Origin of the sequence: Bradyrhizobium guangxiense, from assembly GCF_004114915.1 — a bacterium.
GTDB classification, from domain to species: domain Bacteria; phylum Pseudomonadota; class Alphaproteobacteria; order Rhizobiales; family Xanthobacteraceae; genus Bradyrhizobium; species Bradyrhizobium guangxiense.
In genome coordinates this window covers 3,400,266-3,419,561 of record NZ_CP022219.1, presented here as the reverse complement: position 1 = coordinate 3,419,561, position 19,296 = coordinate 3,400,266, and the positions used below count along the sequence as shown (strand labels likewise).

The window sequence follows — 19,296 nt, the reverse complement described above, 5'->3', positions numbered from 1 at the left end:
CCATGGCTGACTTGTCCCAAACCACATCGCCCGACCTGAGCGACTTTCCCGTCGCACCCAGCGACATTCGTGCTGCCGCCGAGACGATCAAGGGCGCTGTCGTCGAGACGCCCTGCAGCTACAGCCGCACGCTGAGCAGCATCTGCGGCTGCGAGATCTGGCTCAAATTCGAGAACCTCCAGTTCACCTCCTCCTTCAAGGAGCGTGGCGCGCTCAACCGCCTCACGGCGCTGACGCCGGAAGAGCGTGCGCGTGGCGTGATCGCCATGTCGGCCGGAAACCACGCGCAGGGCGTTGCCTATCACGCCAAGCGGCTCGGCATTCCCGCCACCATCGTGATGCCGGTCGGCACGCCCATGGTGAAGATCGAGAACACAAGGCATCACGGCGCGGAAGTCGTCGTCACCGGCGCGACGCTGGAGGAGGCGGCCGCGTTCGCCCGCAACCACGGCGAAGCCAGGGGAATGATCTTTGTCCACCCTTACGACGATCCGCTCGTGATCGCGGGGCAGGGCACCGTCGGGCTGGAGATGATGAGCGCCGTGCCGGAGCTCGATACGCTGGTCGTTCCGATCGGCGGCGGCGGCCTGATCAGCGGCATCGCCATTGCCGCGAAATCGATCAAGCCGTCACTGCGAATCCTGGGCGTCGAGGCCTGGCTCTATCCCTCGATGTACAACGCCATTCATTCGAGCAATCTGCCGGCGCGCGGCGATACGCTGGCCGAAGGCATCGCGGTGAAATCGCCCGGCAAGATCACTACCGAAATCGTCCGCCGCCTCGTCGACGACATCGCGCTCGTCAACGAAGCCGAGCTCGAGCGTGCTGTCGCGACCCTGATCTCGATCGAGAAGACGGTGGTCGAAGGCGCCGGCGCCGCCGGCCTCGCCGCGCTGATGTCCGATCGGACCCGCTTTGCCGGCCAGAAGGTCGGCCTCGTCCTGAGCGGCGGCAATATCGACACGCGGCTGATCGCCTCCGTCCTGACGCGCGAGCTCGCACGAGAAGGGCGGCTGACCCAGCTCTCGCTCGACATCCCCGACAGACCCGGGCAATTGGCCGCGGTGGCGACGCTGCTCGCCGAGGCCGGCGCCAACATCATCGAGGTCTCGCACCAGCGCACCTTCTCGGACCTGCCGGCCAAGGCCACGCTGCTGCAGCTCGTCATCGAGACCCGCGATGCCGCGCATCTCGACGAGGTGATGGCCAAGCTCAGTGCATCCGGCCTGAGTGCGCGTTGCACGTAAGCGCAGGCCGGGCCGAGCACTACTCCGGAAGCCCTGCAACGCGGAGGGCATCGCCAAGCGAGGAGGCGAGCGCCGGCGCGCAGTTGACGCCCTGGAATTGACGGCCGTAGCGGAACGTCGGGTGAAGCTCCAGCACCCGCGCGGCCGCCGCTTTCGCCTCCTGCAATCGTCCAAGTTTTGCCAGTGCTGCGGCCAATTGCACATGGGTGATGCTGTGGCGAGGGTTGGCTTGAACCGAGCGGTAAGCGGCGCGGCACGCCTCGTCATATCGGCCGCGATGGAAGTGCCCGAGCGCCTGGGCGTCGAATGCGGCGAAAGCCCAGGAATCGAACGGGCTGAGCCTTAGGCCTTGCTCGCTCCATTCGATGGCGCGGTCGGAATCTCCGCCCCAGCCGAGCACGACACTGCCGAGGATATAGGTCAGCGCCGATGATGGGCTGATGGCGAGCGCGGCCTCGAACGCAGTGAATGCTGCAGAACGATCGTGCCCGTCCATGCCGATCGAGAAACCCGCGAGCGTGAGAGCGAGCGCATCATCCTGGCCGTGGGCAATGGCCGAGCGCGCGTGGCGGATCGAGGCCCCGCGATTGGCATCCTGCAGACCGGCCCGGAGAAACAAGCAATGATGGCACATCGCTGCATTGCCGTGCGCGAGTGCATACGCAGGCTCGAGCGCGATCGCCCGTTCGAGCAACACGAGCGCCTGGGTGACCTGGGCCGGCATGCCGGAATCGACGTCCGGTTGGGCGCGCAGCACGAGATCATAGGCGTCCAGACTCTCGGGCCGCTTGCGCTTGACCCTATTGATCTCGGCGCGCCGCAGGCTGGGCGCGATGGCACCGACGGTCGACAATGCGATGTCATCCTGGAGGGCGAAGACGTCTTCGGACCGGCGGTCAAATCGCTGGGCCCATACGTGCATTCCAGTCGATGCATCGATCAACTGGCCAGTGATGCGGACGAGCGTGCCTGTCCTGCGGACACTGCCTTCCAGCACGTAGCGCACACCAAGCTCGCGGCCGACCTGCTTCACGTCCACCGCGTGGCCCTTGTAGGCGAATGTGGAATTCCGCGCGATCACGAACAGCCAGTTGATGCGCGAAAGCCCGGTGATGATGTCATCGACCATCCCATCGGCAAAATAGTCCTGGTTCGCATCACCGCTCAGGTTCGTGAAAGGCAGCACCGCAATCGACGGCCTGTCGGGCAATGTCAGCGGCGGCGCTTGTGCCGCTGCCTGTGTGCAATCCGGATTTGACGTCGTCACGGTGGGGCCGACATAACGATAGCCGCGGCGCGGCAGCGTTTCGATCCAATGCGCCTCGCCGGAGATGTCCGCCAGCGTGCGCCGCACCGCAGCGATCTGGACGGTCAGATTGCTGTCCTCAACGGCCTGGGCGGGCCAGGCCGCCTCGATCAAGGCATCTTTCGAAACCGGCGCTCCAGCTTGCCGGACGAGGAGGGCCAGGAGCAGCACGGCGCGCTGGCCGAGTCCGGTCGGCTCGGCACCGTGGAACAGGACCCCCGCCTCACCATCGAGCCGAAAGGGACCAAATTCAAGGATCGCGGCCATGCCAAAGAAGGGCACATTTCGCAGGTTTTTTGCAACGTTTTCCGAACGGCTTCACCACTTTTGGCCTGGATCGGACCATGATCGCGCTAGCCGTGAGGAGCACTGCAACAAGCCATGGAGGAGTACATGACCGCGAAACACGTGATCCGCAGGCCCGGCGAGACTGAAGGGGTCATGCTGCGTGGCCAACCAATGGCCTTCCTGGTGACCGGAGAGGACACTAGGCACACCAGTATGTTCGACTGGACAGTTCCGGCAGGATTCGCCACCGGCCGGCACGTTCATCGTGTTCAGGAAGAGACTTTCTACATGCTCGAAGGCACGTGTGAATGGCACGTCGGGGAGGAGGTTGTCCGGGCAACCCCAGGGACCTTCCTCTTCATTCCGCCCGGCATTCCTCACAACATCACCAACACGAGCGAAAAGCCCGCGCGCGTGCTGATGACCGTATCGCCGCCGGGACATGAGCATTACTTCGAGGAGTTGGCCAAGTTGACGGCAAGCGGAGCGCCGGATGCGAAAGCCATCAGCGCGCTACGCGCCCGCTTCGATACCGACCAACTCTCGGCGTTGACCACAAGAGCCTGAGGTCCAGGCGGCGCGACGGTGGATCGGCTTCACGGTCGGCCTGGTCGCGCCGGCTCCTGCTGCTATCGCGACGCCAGATCCGCCAGATGCGCGAGCAGCCGATCGACCTCGGCTTCCGTGTTGTAATAATGCGGAGATGCCCGCACGAGATGGGGCAATGAGCGAAGTTCGGCATCGATGCGCGTGCTCGAGGGATCCGAAGCGCCGATCGTGATGCCAGCTGCCGCGGCACTTGCGACGACCGCGGCCGCTTCGAGCCCGTCCATCGTGAAGCTGACGATGGCGCCCGGCGCGCGCCCGAGGTCGCGAATGGTGATGCCGGGAAGGGCGGCAAGGCCGCTGCGAAGGCGGCCGGCAAGCAGGCGGCAGCGTTGTTCGATCGGAGCGATTCCGATCTCGAGGGCGTAATCGACAGCCGCGCCCAACCCAAGCCGGGCCGCGTAATTGTTTTCCCAGGTCTCGAAGCGGCGCGCATCGTCACGGAGCCGATATTCATCGCGCGCGACCCAGGGCGCCGCGAAGTGGTCGATCATCGGCGGCTCGAGCTGCTGCAGCCTCTCGCGGCGAACGAAGAGAAAGCCAGTGCCGCGGGGGCCCCGCAGGAATTTGCGCCCCGTGGCCGACAGCATGTCGCAGCCGATGGCCTCGACGTCGACGGCCATCTGGCCGACCGCCTGGCAGGCGTCGAGCAGATAAGGAATGCCGTGCGCCCGTGCGATCCTGCCGATTGCCGCTGCCGGATTGACCAACCCGCCATTGGTCGGGACCCAGGTGATCGCGATCAGTTTCACCCGCTCGTCGATCATCCGTTCGAGCGCATCGAGGTCGAGCTCACCGCTGGCATCGCTCGGCACCACGTCAATGACCGCGCCGGTTCGCTTGGCGACCTGAAGGAAGGCGACATAATTGGCTGCGTATTCCGCTTCTGCAGTCAGGATCCGGTCGCCCTTGCGAAACGGAAGCGAATAGAACGCCATCTGCCAGGCGACCGTCGCGTTCTCCACGAGCGCGATCTCGTCCGGCGCGGCATTCAGCAGGCGCGCAACCGAGCCGTAGACCGCCTCGAGCCGACCGGACTCGCGGTCGGACGCGGCATAACCGCCGATCTCGCTTTCCAGGTCGATATGCTGCTTCATTGCCGCGACAACTGAGGTCGGCATGAGTGCCGCGCCGGCGTTGTGGAGATAGGCGAGCCGGTCAGTCGCTGGCGAGTCGGAACGTATCCGGTCGAGGTCGATCACTCACGCCCTCCGCTTCTGGCGATCTCGTGCATGAATTAGGCGCGTTGCCGAGCGCGAGCAAGATGGGCTGGCGCGCCTCAGATGCAGAGGCCCAGCAGCTTGACGTGACAGTTGCCGGACTTTGGCTTGCTGGCCGGAGCGACCTCGCGTTTCACGGCAACGACGGGCTCCTTGTCCTTTTTCTTGCCTTTGCCCTTCGGCTCGTAATCGCCGGCGATCACCATGGCCCAGTAGGTACGCTTGCCGCTGGCGTTCTTGGCGCTGGCGATGCCGACGCGGGAGGCGTTGTGGAGCAACAGGTTCTTGCGGTGCCCGGACGAGTCGATCCACTGCCCCAGGGTCTTCTCGAAATTGTCGTAGCCGTAGGCGATGTTCTCCGCGGCGCGGCCCGCGCCGGCCGGCGCGACACGGCGGTTGAAGGGCCCGAGCGCGTCGTGGCTGAGGTCATCCTTCGCTGCCATCGCGCGGGCCTGGTCCATGGCTATGCGATCCAGGGTGGCATCGCGGACGACACGGGCCTCACCGTGTTTGAGGCGGAAGCCGGAGATCAGCTCGGCCGGAGAGTCCGCCTTCGCGGGCGCTCCCGCCAGCAGCAGAAGGCCGGCGATCATTCCGCCAACCCCACAACGCATCATCCTCCACCGCGTGCTCATGACCCCCACCGAGCCCAAAATGTCGACTGCTTCTCTATCGCCAATGTGGACGCTTCAAGGCGCGGGCAGCCCGTCAGCCCGTCGGCAGGTCCGCCTCGAAGTTGAAGCGGTCGCGCAGGTTCTTCCGTTGTTCGAGGATGTCCTTGAGGAAGGCGCGATCCTGCTCGTTCTTCATCATCGGCTCGATCAGGTCCAGCTGGTTCATGGCCACCAGTTGCAGGATCTCGGTGCGCGGCTTGCCGCTGGTGTCCCGCGGCAGCGCGTGCACGACCTGGATGTGTTCCGGCGGCTTCGGGCCCTTCGCGGCCGTGAGCTCGTTCCGCAACTGGCCTTCGAGCGTGGTCTGATCGGCTTCGACGAAGGCATAGAGGCCGACTCCGGAGCGGCGGTCGGCGAAAGCGACGATGGCGGTGTCGCGCACCGCCGGATTCTTGCGGATCAGCGCGCTCAGCACCGGCGCATCATTCACCAGCCTGCGGCCGCCACCCTCGCGGTCGGTGAAATTGAACAGGCCGCGCGTGATGGCGCGATAGACCTTCTTGCCGGTCGCGAGCCACAGGCTTGCCGCGAACGACTTCTTGGCGAGGATCTTTCGCTCCCGCGGGGTCAGCGCGTCGGGCGCGTAGGAGCGCTTGTGCTTGAGCAGGTGCCGGAGGTCTTCATAGGCGAGGATGCGATAGAGCCGGCTGCGGCGGTCAAAGCAGGCCGCGAGCTGGAAGTCGGTCACATAGGCGCGGCCGTCACGGCCGACCAGCCAGTTCTGCTCCTTGGCAAGATCGTTGTGGCAGATGCCGGCGCGGCGCAGCCGGCGCAGCACCGCCTTGGCCGAACGGAAATAGGCGAGGTCGCCATGCGGCTTGGCCAGATGCAGCGCGGCGCCGTCGACGAAGCCGCGTACCAGGGCGCGCTGCCCGGCCCACAGCAGCTCGGGACCGACATTGAGGCCCTTGGCGCGCGCCAGCGCGTGCTTCTCGCGGGCGAACAGATGACGGGCCAGCAGGAACGACCACCACGGCACCTCGTCGAGTCGGCGCAGCACGGCGTCGACCTCGCCGGTCTCGCTACGGAAGCGCCCGCGCTCGACGGTCGAGAACACGTCGCGTTTGAGCAGCACGCCCTCGGTCCAGCGCGCCGAGAGCTCTGCGGCGTCGTCTTTGGGAAGACTCATCGAAGACTCACGCGGCGGCGGCAATGCGCAGGTGATCGGCGATCCAGCGATCGAGATCGGCGAGCGCCCGTGCGCTCAACGCCTGCTTCTTGGCCACCGTCTTCTCGTTGCCGCGCAGGCGCGTGCCGTCGGGCTTCTTGGTCGGCACGGTCGCAAGCGGCGGGAACAGGCCGAAATTGATGTTCATCGGCTGGAACGAGCGGGTGCCCGGCTCGATGGGTTCGATATGGCCGCCGGTGATGTGGCCAAGGAGCGATCCGAGCGCGGTCGTGCCCGGCGGGCTGACAAGCGCCTCGCCACGCGCGTCCGCTGCGGCATAGAGCCCGGCGATCAGGCCGACGCTGGCCGATTCCACATAGCCCTCGCAGCCCGTCATCTGGCCGGCAAAGCGCAGCCGTGGCTGCGCACGCAGGCGCAGCTGGCCGTCGAGCAGCTTCGGTGAATTGAGGAAGGTGTTGCGATGCAGGCCGCCGAGGCGGGCGAATTCGGCATTCTCCAGCCCCGGAATGGTCCGGAAGATGCGCTGTTGCTCGCCGTATTTCAGCTTCGTCTGGAAGCCGACGATGTTGTAGAGCGTGCCGAGCTTGTTGTCCTGGCGCAGCTGTACGATCGCATAGGCTTTGGTGGTGGGATCGTGCGGGTTGGTGAGACCGACCGGCTTCATCGGACCGTGGCGCAGCGTCTCGGGGCCGCGCTCCGCCATCACTTCGATCGGCAGACAGCCGTCGAAATAGGGCGTGTTGGTCTCCCACTCCTTGAATTCCGTTTTCTCGCCGGCGATCAGCGCGGCGACGAAGCCGTCATACTGCTCCTTGGTCATCGGGCAGTTGATGTAATCCGCGCCGTTGCCGCCGGGGCCGACCTTGTCGTAGCGCGACTGGAACCAGGCGACCGACATGTCGATCGACTCGCGGTGCACGATCGGCGCGATCGCGTCGAAGAAGGCGAGCGCGTTCTCGTCCGTCAGCTCGCGGATGGCATCGGCCAGGGGGGCGGAGGTGAGGGGACCGGTGGCAACGATCACGTTGCTCCACTCGGCGGGCGGCAGGCCTGAGACCTCGCCACGGGCAATCTCGATCAGGGGGTGGTCGTTGAGGGCCTTGGTCACGGCCGCCGAGAAGCCGTCGCGATCGACCGCCAGCGCGCCACCGGCGGGCACCTGGTTGGCGTCGGCCGCACGCATGATCAGCGAGCCGAGCCGGCGCATCTCCGCATGCAAGAGGCCGACGGCATTGTTGGCGGCATCGTCCGAGCGGAACGAATTGGAGCAGACGAGCTCGGCGAGGCCGTCGGTGCGGTGCGCTTCGGTCATGCGGGTCGGCCGCATCTCGTGCAGCATCACGGGCACGCCGGCCTTTGCCACCTGCCAGGCGGCTTCAGAGCCGGCGAGGCCGGCGCCTATCACGTGGACGATGTTGGATTGGGGTCCTGTCATGGGGCGGACAGGTAGCGCTTTTCGGCCGGGAGTGGAATCGCCGAGATCGAGTTTTCTGCCTTCAGAAACGACGACGCCCGCACGAGGCGGGCGCTATCGGTTGGTCCGGTTGAGGGCTGACGATATCAGCCCTGATACTGACCGGCGGCAACGCGCGGGATGTCCGAGCGATCGAGGCCGATATCGGCCAGCTCGCGATCGCTGAGCTGGGACAGCTCGGCAACATTGCGCTGATAGTCCCGGAAGGCCTGGATCATGCGGATGAGCGAGAGCAGCATTGGTAGTCTCCTGTAGTTCGATTCAGCTCTTGCTTCGAGCCTCATCGTTGAAATGAATATAGGTGAGAGTGGTGCAGTGCGAAAGTTCCGATGTTGCGATGCAGCTAAGCGACTAACGCATAGCGGTAGTAACGAACGATTAACGCGAAGGCGCTCCTGCCCAAAGCTTGCTCAAGATCGTTGGAAGGCCGCAATAAGTGTCCGTGAAATCACGGGTTTAAGGCGCATCCTTTGATCTCGATCATCTCGGAAATAGGGTGCATGCTTGTCGACGGCAAGCAGGGGGGGCAGCTTCTAAACCCAAGTCCGACATGCGCGAATCGCATGAGAAGACGACCTCCTGATTGAACATTGATTCATTACATGGAGATGCGGATTCGGGCGCTGAAGTGAGGATCCTGCGCGTCGGCGCACATTTCGCGATGGACAGGACGGTGGGCCTGGTCGAGCTCCACATTCATGGACTTGCCAGGGCCGCACCCGTCTCAAGCGTGCGATTCGATGACCAAGATGTCATGGAGGACAGAATTTCTGCATGCCGCTCTGCGCGGTCCGCAACATCACGCAATTCTCGCGATGAATTTATTGCGGCAAGTTGCCGCACTCGAAGGAAAGTCATGTCGCAGAGTCGGCAATGTCGCCGGGTCTGCCTCAAGAACAAGAGAAGGAAAGTAACATCATGACGAAGTTACTCGGGGTTATCGCCATTGCCACATTCGCGCTCGCCATCGCGCCGGCCCAGGCCGCCAAGCACGCCATGGGCGGCTGCAGCTCGGCCAACCTGGAGAAGACGGAAACCGCGATCGAGAACATGGCCGACGGTGACAGCAAGTTCGTCGCGCAGAAGGAGATCGCGGCGGCGCAGGATTCACTGCTCAACGGCAAAATGACTGCGTGCGGCGCACATCTGAACAAGGCGATGCACGCCACCATGGCCAAGTAGACGGGCAGGTAAACGCGACCCAAGAGAGGGCCGATCGCCGGGCGATCGGCCCTACGCGTTCCGCCGATTGCGATCTATGGGGCGCGGGCGAGCTGGGTGGCGAAATAGGCGACGGTCTTGGAATAGACCTCGCTCTTGTTCCACTGCTGCAGCACCGCAAAATTAGGACTGCCGGGCTGCCAATCCTTCCCCTTCTGCCAGCCATAGCCGGCGAGATAATTGGCAGTGGAGGCGAGCACGTCGGGCGCGTTGTGCAGGAGATCGCGCTTGCCGTTGCCGTCGAAATCGACGGCGTATTTCATCCAGGATGACGGCATGAACTGGGTCTGGCCGAGCTCACCGGCCCAGGCGCCCTTCATCTCGGCTGGCGCGAGATCGCCGCGCTGGACGATGCGCAGCGCATCCATCAGCTCGGCGCGAAACTGCTCTGTCCGCCGGCAGTCATAGGCCAACGTTGCGAGCGAGCGGATCGTGGCGAACTTGCCGGTGTTGACGCCGAAATCGGTCTCCAGGCCCCAGATCGCGACCAGGATCTCGCCGGGAACGCCATAGGCCTGCTCGATGCGCGACAGCACGGAGCCGTATTGCTTCATCTTGTCGGAGCCGCGTTGCATGCGCGGCGGCACCATGCGGCCGGAAAACTCCTCGAAGGTCTGGGTGAAGACCTTTTGCGAGCGGTCGCGGTTGAGCACGCTCTGATCCAGCGTCACGCCGGCGAGCCCCGATGCTATGGCCTGTTGCGAGATGCCCTTGGCCGCAGCGTCGGTCTTGAAGTCCGCAAGCCAGGCATCGAAATTGCCTGAACCGCAGGCAACCGCGGCGAACGCTGGTTGGACGGAAAGGATTGACGCGGAGAGGGCGAAGGCTGCGAGAGCGAGACGAGAAATCGTCGAGGTCATTCGAGGTAATGAATTCCGTGAAGCGATCTGGCCGGCGGGGAGCAATCTCGGTCGGAACCGCGGCCAAAGCAAGGCGCACGACAGCGCGATCCTGCCCGAGCAGGGCAGGATCGCACGTCACGATACCGTCAGGCGTCGGTCCTGTTGCGCCAGGGGAAGAGATTGGCCGGGAAGTCGGCTGCCGGTTTGCGCGGACGATGCGGCGGGGGCGGCATCGGACGTGCGCCGGGCTCCGAGACGATCACCTTGCGGTAGAGATGCCAGGTGGCATGGCCGAGCAGGGGGATCACCACGGCAAGGCCGAGGAACGCCGGAATGGTGCCGAGCGCGAGCAGCACCGCGACGATCAAGCCCCAGGCCGCCATCGGCACCGGGTTCTTCGCGACAACGCGCAGCGACGTGCTCATCGCCTCGAACGCGCCCGCATGGCGGTCCAGCATCAGCGGGAACGACACGGCGCTGAGGCAGAGCGCGGCGAGCGCGAACAGGAAGCCAGTGCCGCAGCCGACCACGATCAGCCACCATCCTTGCTGCGTCGTCAGCACGCGCGTTACGAAGTCCGATATCCCGGTCACGCCCTCATAGCCGAATGCCGCGACGTAGATCGCCTGCGCGGTTGCAACCCAGGTCACGAACAGAGCGAGCAGCAACGTGCCGAGGCCGAGCATCGCTCCGAACGAGGGCGAGCGCAGCACGTCCATCGCATCCCAGGCACTGGCGTCTTCATAGCGTTCGCGCCGGCTGGAAAGCTCGTAGAGGCCGAGCGCCGCGAAGGGGCCGATCAGCGCAAAGCCGGCGGCAAGCGGAAACAGCAGCGGCAGCACCGAATAGCCCATCACCACGCGGGCGAGCACGAGGCCGAGCACCGGGTAGATCACGCAGAGGATGATGGCGTGGCTCGGAACGGCCTTGAAATCATCCCAGCCGCGCCGGAGCGCATCGTGCAGATCGGAGAGTTGGATGGTTCGGATCACTGGTCCTGCCGCGTCTGCGGTCCGACCCATCGTGGGGACATTGCCCCGGTAGAGTGTGGCCATGGTCGCTAGCTCCCTTGCCGCGCGGCCGAATTCGGCGCCGGCAAACGGCGCGAGCGGCCGCCATTTTCGAGTTTCGCGATTCCGACCAGACGCGAATTCCGGAAGGCATCGCGAGCTGAACGTAAAGCGTACGCCTATTTCCGAGTCCTGTCCCTCACGCTTGGGTGAAATTCGATGCCGCAGCGCAACTTCGGCAACGTCATTCGGTCGTCATTTCGCCGCAGATAAGCTGATGCTGCGCGATGGTTCGCGGAACTTTGCGGGCGCTACGCAGTAACTTGGTCTATAAGTGTGCCACTCAGGCCCTTCCAACGGATCCTTTTCGGGGAGCAGATATGAGCATTTTCGGGAAAATCATGAGCGCGATCTTCGGCAGCCAGCCGGCTTCCGCCGCGCCCGGTGGCACAGCGCCGAGCAGTGCGCCCGCAGGGACTGCGCCGAGCGCATCTGCGCCAGCCGCCGCGCCCATGGCCGCGGTCGACGTGGCGGCGATCGTCGACAAGGCGGTGGCCGTGCACAAGGGCGAGAAGCTCGAATGGCGCACCTCGATCGTCGACCTGATGAAGGCGCTCGACATCGATTCCAGCCTCGCCGCGCGCAAGGACCTCGCCAAGGAGCTCGGCTACAGTGGCGACATGAACGACTCCGCCAGCATGAACGTCTGGCTGCACAAGCAGGTGATGTCCAAGCTCGCCGCCAATGGCGGCAAGCTGCCGCCCGAGATCAAGCACTGACCGAGCACCCGGTCGTGCCGCAAGGGCCCGCGATCTCGCGGGCCCTTTTGCTATCAGCCGACCAGATCCGCATCCTCCGGATGCCTGTCGAGATAGTCGACGACGAAGCCGCAGCCGGCGATCACCTTCCGGCCGTCGCGGCGGATCAGATCCAGCGCGCCCTTGATCAGCTCGGAGCCGATTCCGCGGCCGCGCAGTGCGCGCGGTGTCTCCGTATGGGTGATGATGACGGCCGTCGGGGTCAGCCGGTAATTGGCGAAGGCGATGTCGCTGTCGACATCGAGCTCGAAGCGGCTCCTGTCCTTGTTGTCCCGTACCGATGCGGCCATGCAAGATCCTTCCGACGTGCAGTGTCTCTCTGATCTAGGCGCCTGAACCGGTGCTTGCCAAGATGCGACCAAGGAAGGTTGCCGCAGGGGAGATATCCGTAAAATGCGTGTCACGCTCAGTCTCATGGCGTTGCTTGCCGCGCTGATCTCGACGGCGGCGGCCGAAGGCGGTCCGGCCTGGGATGTCTGCGTGGGGCTGACCAGTACGCCCGACCAGCGGGTCAAGGCCTGCTCGAGCGTCATCGACACCAAGAGCGAGAGCGGCCACAGGCTCGCCGGCGCTTATTGCAACCGCGGTCATGGCCTCACCGAGAAGCGCGAGCTCGACGCCGCGCTGTCCGATCTCGACGAAGCGATCAGGCTCGCGCCGGACTATGCCTGTCCTTACATCAATCGTGGCCGCGCCTATTCGTTCAAGCGCGACTACGATCGCGCCATTGCCGACTACGACCAAGCCATCAAGCTCGATCCGTCGCCGGCGCTGGCCTACAACAATCGCGGCGAGTCGCGCTTGAACAAGGGTGACCTCGACGGCGCCCTGGCCGACTTCGATGCGGCGATCAAGCGCAACCCGAATTACGCCATGGCCTATGGCAGTCGCGGTCTCGTCTATTACCGCAAGCGCGACATGGCCCATGCGCTCGCCGACTATACGAAGCAAATCAAACTCGCGCCCGATCTGCTCGCCTATATCGACCGCGGCAACGTCTATCGTGACACCGAGCAGCTCGACCGTGCTGCGGCCGACTATGGCGAGGCCATCCGCCTCGCGCCCACCGACGCCCGCGGCTGGCGCAATCGCGGCCTGGCCCGCCTGTTCCAGGGCGACTACAGGGGCGGCGTTGCGGACTACGACAAGGCGCTGCAATACGATCCGTCCGACGCGTTCTCCTGGAATAATCGCGGACAGGCTAAGCTGCGGCTCGGCGACAAGCAGGGCGCGATCGCCGATCTTAGGAAGGCGCTGGAGTTGAAGCCGGGCTTATCGTCGGCGCAGGAGTCGCTGAGCAAGCTTGGGGCGCTCTAGCTGCGGTGCGGCATGAGCACCGGCGAACGTCGCGCGGCCACCGAAATAATCCTGAAATCCGCTCTTGCGCGGCCGCCGGCGGTTCCCACGTCCTGTGGAGGACATACGTCCGGATGCGGCCGGCAAGGTCGCCAAGACATTCGGAAGTCGTGACCGCCAGCCGCCGACGTGTGCCTCTGTCATAGGAGGGTACGATGTCGGACTTTGGTTTCTTGAAGACTCATCGAACATGGGAAGACTGGTGCGGGATGCTGCTCGGCGCGGTGATCGTGGCCTCGCCCTGGTTTCCGATCCAGGATCCGGCGATCGCCGGACATCAGACGGCAATCTTGAACACGGTCGCAATCGGTCTGGTCGTCTTTGGCATCAGCCAGCTCGAATATGTCGCCTTGCAGCGTTGGCAGGAGGTGACGACGATCGTCATCGGGCTGTGGCTCATCGCCTCGCCCTATGTCATCGGCTATTCCGCTGACGGCTTTCTCCGCGTCTATCACACCGGTCTCGGCGCCGTGCTCGTGCTGCTGGGCATGCTCCAGCTATGGCAGGACTGGGATCTGACCGATCAGGACATGCTCAAGCATGGACAATAGGCGATAGATACCGGCAGGCCCGCCGACTGCAGCGCGGCGGGCCTGTGCCTTATCCCGCCACGAGATCCGCATAGTCCGGGTGCTTCTCGATCCATGCCTTCACGAACGGACATTGCGGGACGACCTTCAATTCCGCCGCGCGGACCTGGTCGAGCGCGCCTTGCACCAGTTTCGAGCCGACTCCCTTGCCGCCAAGCTCCTTCGGCACGTCCGTGTGCTCGAAGGTGATCACATTGCCGTCGAGCTTGTAGTGCTCGGTTGCGAGATAGCCCTCGACCTCGAGCTCGAAGCGGTGATGGGCCTTGTTGTTGATGACGTTGCTCATGTCGTCTCCGGTCAGCCCTTTGCGCACGCAGTCGTAACGCACGATCTGCCCAGCAGGTTTCCAGCGTTGGTTCAATCGGTCGCTTTGGCGAGCCTGGAATCTTCGGGCTGCTGCGGCGGGCGCAGGCACCCTTGGCAGATGACCAGGGAGCGGTTGACCCTGGCATCCTGCTCGGCCTCACTGCCGTCCTGCGCTTGCCACCACTCCTTCGAACGGGACTGATGCTCGGCTTGCGACCCGTTGCGGTCGGATCGCGCCGCGGCGCGCATCGGTTGCGCGGCGGCATGCGGTCGATTGGGATCCTTGCCGGCGCCATCCCAGGCATAACGTGCAGGCTTGAACGCGGGATCGGACGCCAGATGCGCCTGCGGCGTCACGGCACATCCGGCGAGCGCCAGCGACAGCAGGAGGAGGGCGGGCGCTTTGACCATGATGCGGCACTCTGCAGGCGAGAACTGCGCGAGGTTGCGCTGATCATGCTTAAGATTTCCTGAACGGTTGCGGCTGCGCCCGCGACCAACGTCCATGCGCCATCTGCTGCTTCTGCTTGTGCTGATCGCCTCCGCCGCGCGTGCCGAGGATGCCAAGCCGTTCAATCCGTCCGACTATCCGCCGGGCGTGCAGAAGGCGCTGCTCTACGCCAACGAGGAATGCACCAGCCAGGACGGCGGCGAGGTGAGCTTCGCGCCTGACACGGTGCGCAAGATCGATCTGACCGGTGACGGCCGCGACGACTACATCGTCGATTTCCGCGACACCAAATGTGGGAATCGCGAGACCACCTATTGCGGAACCGGTGGCTGCGTCATGAATATCCTGGTGACACTGCCCGACGGCGGTGTGCGTGAGGTGTTCGACGGCTATGTCCGCAGCTACACGATCATGGCACCGCCGGTGAATCGCGGCGCCGCGCGCAGCATCCGCTTCGATCTTCATGGCAGCTTCTGCGGCGGCTTTGGTGCGCAGGTCTGCGTCAAGCAGAGGTCGATCACGGCGACGCCGTTCACGTTCAAGCAGCCGTAGGGCAGGTGTGCGGCCGGCGGCCTTGCAGGGGCGCGGGTGATGGCGATAAATGGGTTGCAATGAGCGGGCGGCCTGCGCGCCGTCCGCCGCCGAAGAGGAATCCCCATGCAGCCCCTGCGCATGTCCCGCCGCGTCATGAATCTCGCTCACATGCTGACCCAGAATGCGCGGCGGCATGGCGCGCGTCCCGGTTTCGTCTGGGGGGACAAATCCTGGACCTGGCGCGAGATCGATATGCGGGTCTCGGCGCTGGCAGCGGCGCTTGCCGCGCGCGGCATCGCCAAGGGCGACCGCATCCTGGTCCATTCCAAGAATGGCGACGAGATGTTCTTCTCGATGTTCGCTGCGTTCCGGCTGGGCGCGGTCTGGGTGCCCACCAATTTCCGCCTGATGCCGGATGAGGTGACCTATCTCGCACAAGCCTCCGGTGCGAAGGCGTTTCTGTGTCACGTCGATTTCCCCGAGCACGCGGCGGCCGTGAAGGGCGGCGCGCTGGAGTTCACCTGGAGCGTCGACGGCAAGGGGGCGTTCGGCGAGACCTCGGTTGCGGAGGCCATCGTCTCGCGAGCCGGAGCGGTGGTCGAGAACGTCGCCGTCGAGCACGACGATCCCTGCTGGTTCTTTTTCACGTCCGGCACCACCGGACGCTCCAAGGCCGCGGTGCTGACGCACGGCCAGATGGGCTTCGTCGTCACCAATCATCTCGCCGATCTGACACCAGGCGTCACGGAGAACGACGCCTCGCTGGTGGTGGCACCGCTGTCGCACGGCGCCGGCGTGCATCAACTGGTGCAGACCGCGCGCGGCGTGTCCACCGTCTTGTTGCCGACCGAGAAGTTCGACATCAACGAGGCGTTCCGCCTGATCGAGAAGCACCGGGTCGCCAATCTCTTCACCGTGCCGACGATCCTCAAGATGATGGTCGAGCACCCCGCCGTCGACAAATACGATCACTCCTCGCTGCGCCACGTGATCTATGCGGGCGCGCCGATGTATCGCGAGGATCAGAAGACCGCGCTGAAGAAGCTCGGCAAGGTCATCGTGCAATATTTTGGTCTCGGCGAGGTCACCGGCAACATCACCGTGCTTCCAGCGGCGCTGCACGATCCCGAGGACGGCCCGCATGCGAAGATCGGCACCTGCGGTTTCGAGCGCACCGGCATGCAGGTCTCGATCCAGGACGACGAGGGCCGAGAGCTCGCGGCCAATCAGAGCGGCGAGATCTGCGTGATCGGACCGGCCGTGCTCGCCGGCTATTACGACAATCCCGAAGCCAATGCGAAGGCATTCCGCAACGGCTGGTTCCGCACCGGCGATCTCGGCCACATGGACGAGGAAGGGTTCGTCTACATCACGGGACGTGCCTCCGACATGTACATTTCCGGCGGCTCCAACATCTATCCGCGGGAGATCGAGGAGAAGATCCTGACCCATCCCGCGGTCGGCGAGGTCGCGGTGCTTGGCGTGCCCGATGCGACTTGGGGCGAGGTCGGCGTCGCCGTCTGCGTTCCGCGCGAAGGTGCGAAGCCGGTGAGCGAGGCGGAGATGGCGGCGTTCCTCGGCCCGAAGGTACCGCGCTACAAGATGCCGAAACGCTTCTTCTTCTGGGAGGCTTTGCCGAAATCCGGCTATGGCAAGGTGCCGAAGCGCATGGTGCGCGACGAGCTCGAGGCGCGCGGCCTGCTGGATCTGGACAAGACGAAGGCAGGCTGAGCGCGCGCGATGCGGAATATCAAGCAGCCGGGCCCGGCAGTCGCCGAACGCATCCAATGGGTGGAGGCGAGCGGACGCGCCTTCTCGTTCACGCTTGAGGCTGGCGTGCCGCTGCTCGAGGCCGCGGGACGCGGCTTTGCAGCGGAGGGTTTTGCCGGCGGCGTGCTGAATTTCCGGCGCGGCGCGCTCGGACCATTCGCCTATGTGATGCCAGCGCTGTCGAAGACCGGCGAGAACGCCGCGTTCTACAGCGACACGTACCGGCCGGGCGGCTTGACGCGTTTGAGGCTCGGCAGCATGACGCTCGGCATGCGCGACGGGGCGCCGTTCTTTCATTGCCATGGGCTGTGGACGGAGGCGAACGGCAAGGCGGGCGGTGGCCACATGATGCCGGATGAGACTGTCGTCGCCGAACCGTTCGAGGTCGACGCCTTCGGCATCGATGGTGCGATGTTCACTGCCGAGCCCGATCCCGAGACCAATTTCAAGCTGTTCGGACCGGTCGCGGCCGCGCGCACCGGCGCGCGCACCACGAGCCGCGCCTTCGCGCTCCGGCTTCGGCCCAACCAGGATTTTGCCGGCGCGCTCGAAGCGTTCTGCTATGCGCACGGCATTGCGCGCGCGAAGATCCATGGCGGCGTCGGCTCGACCATCGGCGCGCGCTTCACCGATGGCGGGGTCACCGAGCCGTTCGCGACTGAGCTTGCCATCACAGCCGGGACGATCGCGCCAGATGCCGCCGGCGCGCGGGAAGCGAGGCTCGACGTCGCCCTGATCGACTACACCGGCGGGATCGCCGAGGGGCGCCTGGTCCGCGGCGACAACCCGGTGCTGATGACGATGGAGCTGGTGCTGGAGGCGCTGGACTAGGTTGCAGCCTGAACTTGTCATGTGCGGCTGAAGCCACTTTCGTAGGGTGTTCGTTCTTGGTATGTTCCGATCGGGATGGCCGGAATTGGAGTTGGCATGAGCCGAAGAAGCCGTCGAACGATTAACCTGCCGGCGCCTTACCTGAAACGGGTCTGGCTCGATCCGTCGAAAGTGCGCGATCGCGACGCCTATCCGTTCTGCTTGCCGATCTTCCCGGACGAGTTCGAGCTCAACTTCGATGCCGCCATCACCATCATCGTCGGCGAGAACGGCACGGGGAAGTCGACGATCCTGGAGGGGATCGCCGCGCTCGCCGGATACGACGATGCCGGCGGCGGCAAGGGGTACATGCCGGTCGATCACTCCGAGGCGCGCGAGGAGATGGGCGGCCAGCTCTCCAGGGCGCTGCGCGCAAGCTGGCTGCCGAAGATCACTAATGGCTGGTTCTTTCGCGCCGAGAGTTTCTTCTCGGTCGCGCGATATCTGGACAAGGCCGCGCGTGATGCCGGCCAGGTCGGTCCTGATTTTTTGTCGCACTCTCACGGCGAAGGATTTTTGCGCTTCTTCGAGGAGCGCTGCCAGCGTCAAGGCATTTTCATCTTCGACGAGCCCGAATCCGCGCTGTCGCCGGCGCGGCAGATGGAATTCCTCAAGCTGCTGCGCCGCATGGAGGAATCCAGCATCTGCCAGGTCATCATGGCGACCCATTCGCCGCTGCTGATGGCCTATCCCGGCGCGCAGCTGCTGCGGCTCGGGAAATACGGGCTGGAGCCAACGACGGTGGAGCAGACCGATCATTACCGGGTGATGCGGGAGTTCTGCGATGACCCGCGGGGGTTCGTCGAGGCAACGATGGCGGAATAGCAATGACGACTGTGGCCGCTTGCTTGCTCCTTCAGCCAGCGTTTGAAGCGCAGACACGCCTTCGCTTCCTCGCGGCGCATTCCGCCCGAGCTTTGCCAGCACATTCGCCCCCAAAGATGCCGAGGGCGCAGGGAAGGCCGGGTGCCCGCTTGCACCCACGGTCCACTGTGCGAAAGCGTGTGCTTAAGGAAGCTGCACAGCGGCATACAGGTGTAGCCAAACATCCGGCCTTCCCTGCGCAGTGGGTTGACGGCTTATGTCGTGCTCTCCTCGGGGAGCGATGCACTATTGCCCCCGTCGCCTTGCGGCTGATCGATGTGCGCACCGGTTGGCCGCCGCATCGCCGCAAACCTTGACGCCAGACCCCCGGGCGCCAGGACCACACGATTTTGCCGTACGCGGGCTGCGCCTGTCGTATGCACGCGTGGCCTGCTCACGGTGTGACCCGCCCTGCAAACCGACGGCGCGCGACGCGGCCCGCGTCCACCACCTCCCAACCCGCGTTCGTGACGATCGCGATCCGCCCCTCGGCCCGGGTTGAGATGACCGAAACATGCGATATTTCCGAATTCTAGTAAAGCGAATTGTTTTGAACTGGACGCATTGACCTTCCCGTAGGTGTTTTGTCCGACCGGCCGCGCAACAGGTGGTCGATGGAGCGCCGCCGCAACGGCGCCACGAACCGGTCTCCCCTCGGCCCCAAAATGCGCTAGGATGACTGGGAGCGCGCACGCCAAGTCGCGCATGATCAACTGGACG

21 protein-coding genes are annotated in these 19,296 nt (G+C 64.7%); 10 read left to right on the top strand and 11 right to left on the bottom strand.

Annotated features, from left to right (window positions below; genetic code table 11):
- Nucleotides 1-2: 2 nt before the first annotated feature.
- Nucleotides 3-1,247, top strand: coding sequence for a threonine ammonia-lyase (locus X268_RS16205; protein WP_128925871.1), 1,245 nt, complete (start codon nt 3-5; stop codon nt 1,245-1,247).
- 19 nt (nt 1,248-1,266) lie between these two features.
- Here X268_RS16205 and X268_RS16200 read toward each other — a convergent pair whose 3' ends face one another.
- Entirely contained in the window at nt 1,267-2,820 is a 1,554-nt protein-coding gene (locus X268_RS16200) for a winged helix-turn-helix domain-containing protein (protein ID WP_128925870.1), read from the bottom strand.
- Between the two features lie 126 nt (nt 2,821-2,946).
- Here X268_RS16200 and X268_RS16195 point away from each other — a divergent pair, with 126 nt between their 5' ends.
- Nucleotides 2,947-3,408: a cupin domain-containing protein gene (locus X268_RS16195; RefSeq protein WP_128925869.1), complete on the top strand. Its 462-nt coding sequence runs from the start codon at nt 2,947-2,949 to the stop codon at nt 3,406-3,408.
- Between the two features lie 62 nt (nt 3,409-3,470).
- On the opposite strand, the gene X268_RS16190 is transcribed toward X268_RS16195, so the two are convergent.
- From X268_RS16190 to X268_RS16170, 5 genes are all read right to left on the bottom strand, one after another.
- Complete coding sequence (locus tag X268_RS16190) at nt 3,471-4,649, bottom strand: aminotransferase class V-fold PLP-dependent enzyme (RefSeq protein ID WP_128925868.1); 1,179 nt, start codon at nt 4,647-4,649, stop codon at nt 3,471-3,473.
- A 77-nt stretch (nt 4,650-4,726) separates the two neighbouring features.
- Entirely contained in the window at nt 4,727-5,302 is a 576-nt protein-coding gene (locus X268_RS16185) for a CAP domain-containing protein (RefSeq protein ID WP_430648376.1), read from the bottom strand.
- Between the two features lie 73 nt (nt 5,303-5,375).
- Nucleotides 5,376-6,470: a serine/threonine protein kinase gene (locus X268_RS16180; RefSeq protein WP_128925867.1), complete on the bottom strand. Its 1,095-nt coding sequence runs from the start codon at nt 6,468-6,470 to the stop codon at nt 5,376-5,378.
- A 7-nt stretch (nt 6,471-6,477) separates the two neighbouring features.
- Entirely contained in the window at nt 6,478-7,905 is a 1,428-nt protein-coding gene (gene trmFO, locus X268_RS16175) for a methylenetetrahydrofolate--tRNA-(uracil(54)-C(5))-methyltransferase (FADH(2)-oxidizing) TrmFO (protein WP_128925866.1), read from the bottom strand.
- Between the two features lie 125 nt (nt 7,906-8,030).
- Entirely contained in the window at nt 8,031-8,183 is a 153-nt protein-coding gene (locus tag X268_RS16170) for a DUF1127 domain-containing protein (protein ID WP_007590701.1), read from the bottom strand.
- Nucleotides 8,184-8,862: 679 nt separating this feature from the next.
- Here X268_RS16170 and X268_RS16165 point away from each other — a divergent pair.
- Complete coding sequence (locus X268_RS16165) at nt 8,863-9,126, top strand: hypothetical protein (RefSeq protein WP_128925865.1); 264 nt, start codon at nt 8,863-8,865, stop codon at nt 9,124-9,126.
- Nucleotides 9,127-9,200: 74 nt separating this feature from the next.
- Here X268_RS16165 and X268_RS16160 read toward each other — a convergent pair whose 3' ends face one another.
- Together X268_RS16160 and X268_RS16155 are read right to left on the bottom strand one after the other, a co-directional pair.
- On the bottom strand, nt 9,201-10,025 hold the full coding sequence (locus X268_RS16160) for a lytic murein transglycosylase (protein WP_128925864.1): 825 nt from the start codon (nt 10,023-10,025) through the stop codon (nt 9,201-9,203).
- Between the two features lie 128 nt (nt 10,026-10,153).
- The gene (locus X268_RS16155) at nt 10,154-11,062 is read right to left on the bottom strand and encodes a DUF2189 domain-containing protein (RefSeq protein ID WP_128925863.1); all 909 of its coding nucleotides are present in this window, start codon (nt 11,060-11,062) and stop codon (nt 10,154-10,156) included.
- Nucleotides 11,063-11,397: 335 nt separating this feature from the next.
- Here X268_RS16155 and X268_RS16150 point away from each other — a divergent pair, with 335 nt between their 5' ends.
- Nucleotides 11,398-11,796, top strand: a complete 399-nt coding sequence (locus tag X268_RS16150; protein ID WP_128925862.1) for a DUF3597 domain-containing protein — start codon at nt 11,398-11,400, stop codon at nt 11,794-11,796.
- 53 nt (nt 11,797-11,849) lie between these two features.
- Here X268_RS16150 and X268_RS16145 read toward each other — a convergent pair whose 3' ends face one another.
- Nucleotides 11,850-12,125 (bottom strand): GNAT family N-acetyltransferase, encoded by a 276-nt coding sequence (locus X268_RS16145; protein WP_128925861.1) that lies wholly within the window; start codon nt 12,123-12,125, stop codon nt 11,850-11,852.
- A 103-nt stretch (nt 12,126-12,228) separates the two neighbouring features.
- Here X268_RS16145 and X268_RS16140 point away from each other — a divergent pair, with 103 nt between their 5' ends.
- Nucleotides 12,229-13,152: a tetratricopeptide repeat protein gene (locus X268_RS16140; RefSeq protein WP_128925860.1), complete on the top strand. Its 924-nt coding sequence runs from the start codon at nt 12,229-12,231 to the stop codon at nt 13,150-13,152.
- A gap of 194 nt (nt 13,153-13,346) precedes the next feature.
- Nucleotides 13,347-13,742 (top strand): SPW repeat protein, encoded by a 396-nt coding sequence (locus X268_RS16135; RefSeq protein ID WP_128925859.1) that lies wholly within the window; start codon nt 13,347-13,349, stop codon nt 13,740-13,742.
- A 49-nt stretch (nt 13,743-13,791) separates the two neighbouring features.
- Here the strand turns inward: X268_RS16135 and X268_RS16130 are convergent, their stop codons facing one another.
- A complete protein-coding gene (locus X268_RS16130; protein ID WP_128925858.1) occupies nt 13,792-14,067 on the bottom strand; it encodes a GNAT family N-acetyltransferase in 276 nt (91 codons plus the stop codon).
- A gap of 71 nt (nt 14,068-14,138) precedes the next feature.
- On the bottom strand, nt 14,139-14,498 hold the full coding sequence (locus X268_RS16125) for a hypothetical protein (RefSeq protein ID WP_128925857.1): 360 nt from the start codon (nt 14,496-14,498) through the stop codon (nt 14,139-14,141).
- A 94-nt stretch (nt 14,499-14,592) separates the two neighbouring features.
- On the opposite strand from X268_RS16125, the gene X268_RS16120 reads away from it, so the two are divergent.
- The 4 genes from X268_RS16120 to X268_RS16105 all read left to right on the top strand — a co-directional run bounded on the left by X268_RS16120 (nt 14,593) and on the right by X268_RS16105 (nt 18,537).
- Complete coding sequence (locus tag X268_RS16120) at nt 14,593-15,090, top strand: hypothetical protein (protein WP_128925856.1); 498 nt, start codon at nt 14,593-14,595, stop codon at nt 15,088-15,090.
- A gap of 105 nt (nt 15,091-15,195) precedes the next feature.
- A complete protein-coding gene (locus tag X268_RS16115) occupies nt 15,196-16,803 on the top strand; it encodes an acyl-CoA synthetase (protein ID WP_128925855.1) in 1,608 nt (535 codons plus the stop codon).
- Nucleotides 16,804-16,812: 9 nt separating this feature from the next.
- Nucleotides 16,813-17,673 carry a PCC domain-containing protein gene (locus tag X268_RS16110; RefSeq protein ID WP_128925854.1) on the top strand — a complete coding sequence of 287 codons (861 nt, stop codon included), beginning with the start codon at nt 16,813-16,815 and terminating at the stop codon, nt 17,671-17,673.
- A gap of 96 nt (nt 17,674-17,769) precedes the next feature.
- Nucleotides 17,770-18,537, top strand: coding sequence for an AAA family ATPase (locus X268_RS16105; protein ID WP_128925853.1), 768 nt, complete (start codon nt 17,770-17,772; stop codon nt 18,535-18,537).
- The last annotated feature ends 759 nt before the right edge of the window (nt 18,538-19,296 follow it).

Excerpts from the sequence above, each read along its gene's own strand:
- trmFO (WP_128925866.1), bottom strand. The coding sequence starts at position 7,905 with ATGACAGGACCCCAATCCAACATCGTCCACGTGATAGGCGCCGGCCTC.
- X268_RS16180 (WP_128925867.1), bottom strand. The coding sequence starts at position 6,470 with ATGAGTCTTCCCAAAGACGACGCCGCAGAGCTCTCGGCGCGCTGGACC.
- X268_RS16205 (WP_128925871.1), top strand. The coding sequence starts at position 3 with ATGGCTGACTTGTCCCAAACCACATCGCCCGACCTGAGCGACTTTCCC.
- X268_RS16150 (WP_128925862.1), top strand. The coding sequence starts at position 11,398 with ATGAGCATTTTCGGGAAAATCATGAGCGCGATCTTCGGCAGCCAGCCG.
- X268_RS16145 (WP_128925861.1), bottom strand. The coding sequence starts at position 12,125 with ATGGCCGCATCGGTACGGGACAACAAGGACAGGAGCCGCTTCGAGCTC.
- X268_RS16165 (WP_128925865.1), top strand. The coding sequence starts at position 8,863 with ATGACGAAGTTACTCGGGGTTATCGCCATTGCCACATTCGCGCTCGCC.
- X268_RS16155 (WP_128925863.1), bottom strand. The coding sequence starts at position 11,062 with ATGGCCACACTCTACCGGGGCAATGTCCCCACGATGGGTCGGACCGCA.
- X268_RS16110 (WP_128925854.1), top strand. The coding sequence starts at position 16,813 with ATGCGGAATATCAAGCAGCCGGGCCCGGCAGTCGCCGAACGCATCCAA.
- X268_RS16115 (WP_128925855.1), top strand. The coding sequence starts at position 15,196 with ATGCAGCCCCTGCGCATGTCCCGCCGCGTCATGAATCTCGCTCACATG.
- X268_RS16160 (WP_128925864.1), bottom strand. The coding sequence starts at position 10,025 with ATGACCTCGACGATTTCTCGTCTCGCTCTCGCAGCCTTCGCCCTCTCC.
- X268_RS16135 (WP_128925859.1), top strand. The coding sequence starts at position 13,347 with ATGTCGGACTTTGGTTTCTTGAAGACTCATCGAACATGGGAAGACTGG.
- X268_RS16125 (WP_128925857.1), bottom strand. The coding sequence starts at position 14,498 with ATGGTCAAAGCGCCCGCCCTCCTCCTGCTGTCGCTGGCGCTCGCCGGA.
- X268_RS16200 (WP_128925870.1), bottom strand. The coding sequence starts at position 2,820 with ATGGCCGCGATCCTTGAATTTGGTCCCTTTCGGCTCGATGGTGAGGCG.
- X268_RS16195 (WP_128925869.1), top strand. The coding sequence starts at position 2,947 with ATGACCGCGAAACACGTGATCCGCAGGCCCGGCGAGACTGAAGGGGTC.
- X268_RS16105 (WP_128925853.1), top strand. The coding sequence starts at position 17,770 with ATGAGCCGAAGAAGCCGTCGAACGATTAACCTGCCGGCGCCTTACCTG.
- X268_RS16120 (WP_128925856.1), top strand. The coding sequence starts at position 14,593 with ATGCGCCATCTGCTGCTTCTGCTTGTGCTGATCGCCTCCGCCGCGCGT.
- X268_RS16185 (WP_430648376.1), bottom strand. The coding sequence starts at position 5,302 with ATGAGCACGCGGTGGAGGATGATGCGTTGTGGGGTTGGCGGAATGATC.
- X268_RS16140 (WP_128925860.1), top strand. The coding sequence starts at position 12,229 with ATGCGTGTCACGCTCAGTCTCATGGCGTTGCTTGCCGCGCTGATCTCG.
- X268_RS16170 (WP_007590701.1), bottom strand. The coding sequence starts at position 8,183 with ATGCTGCTCTCGCTCATCCGCATGATCCAGGCCTTCCGGGACTATCAG.
- X268_RS16130 (WP_128925858.1), bottom strand. The coding sequence starts at position 14,067 with ATGAGCAACGTCATCAACAACAAGGCCCATCACCGCTTCGAGCTCGAG.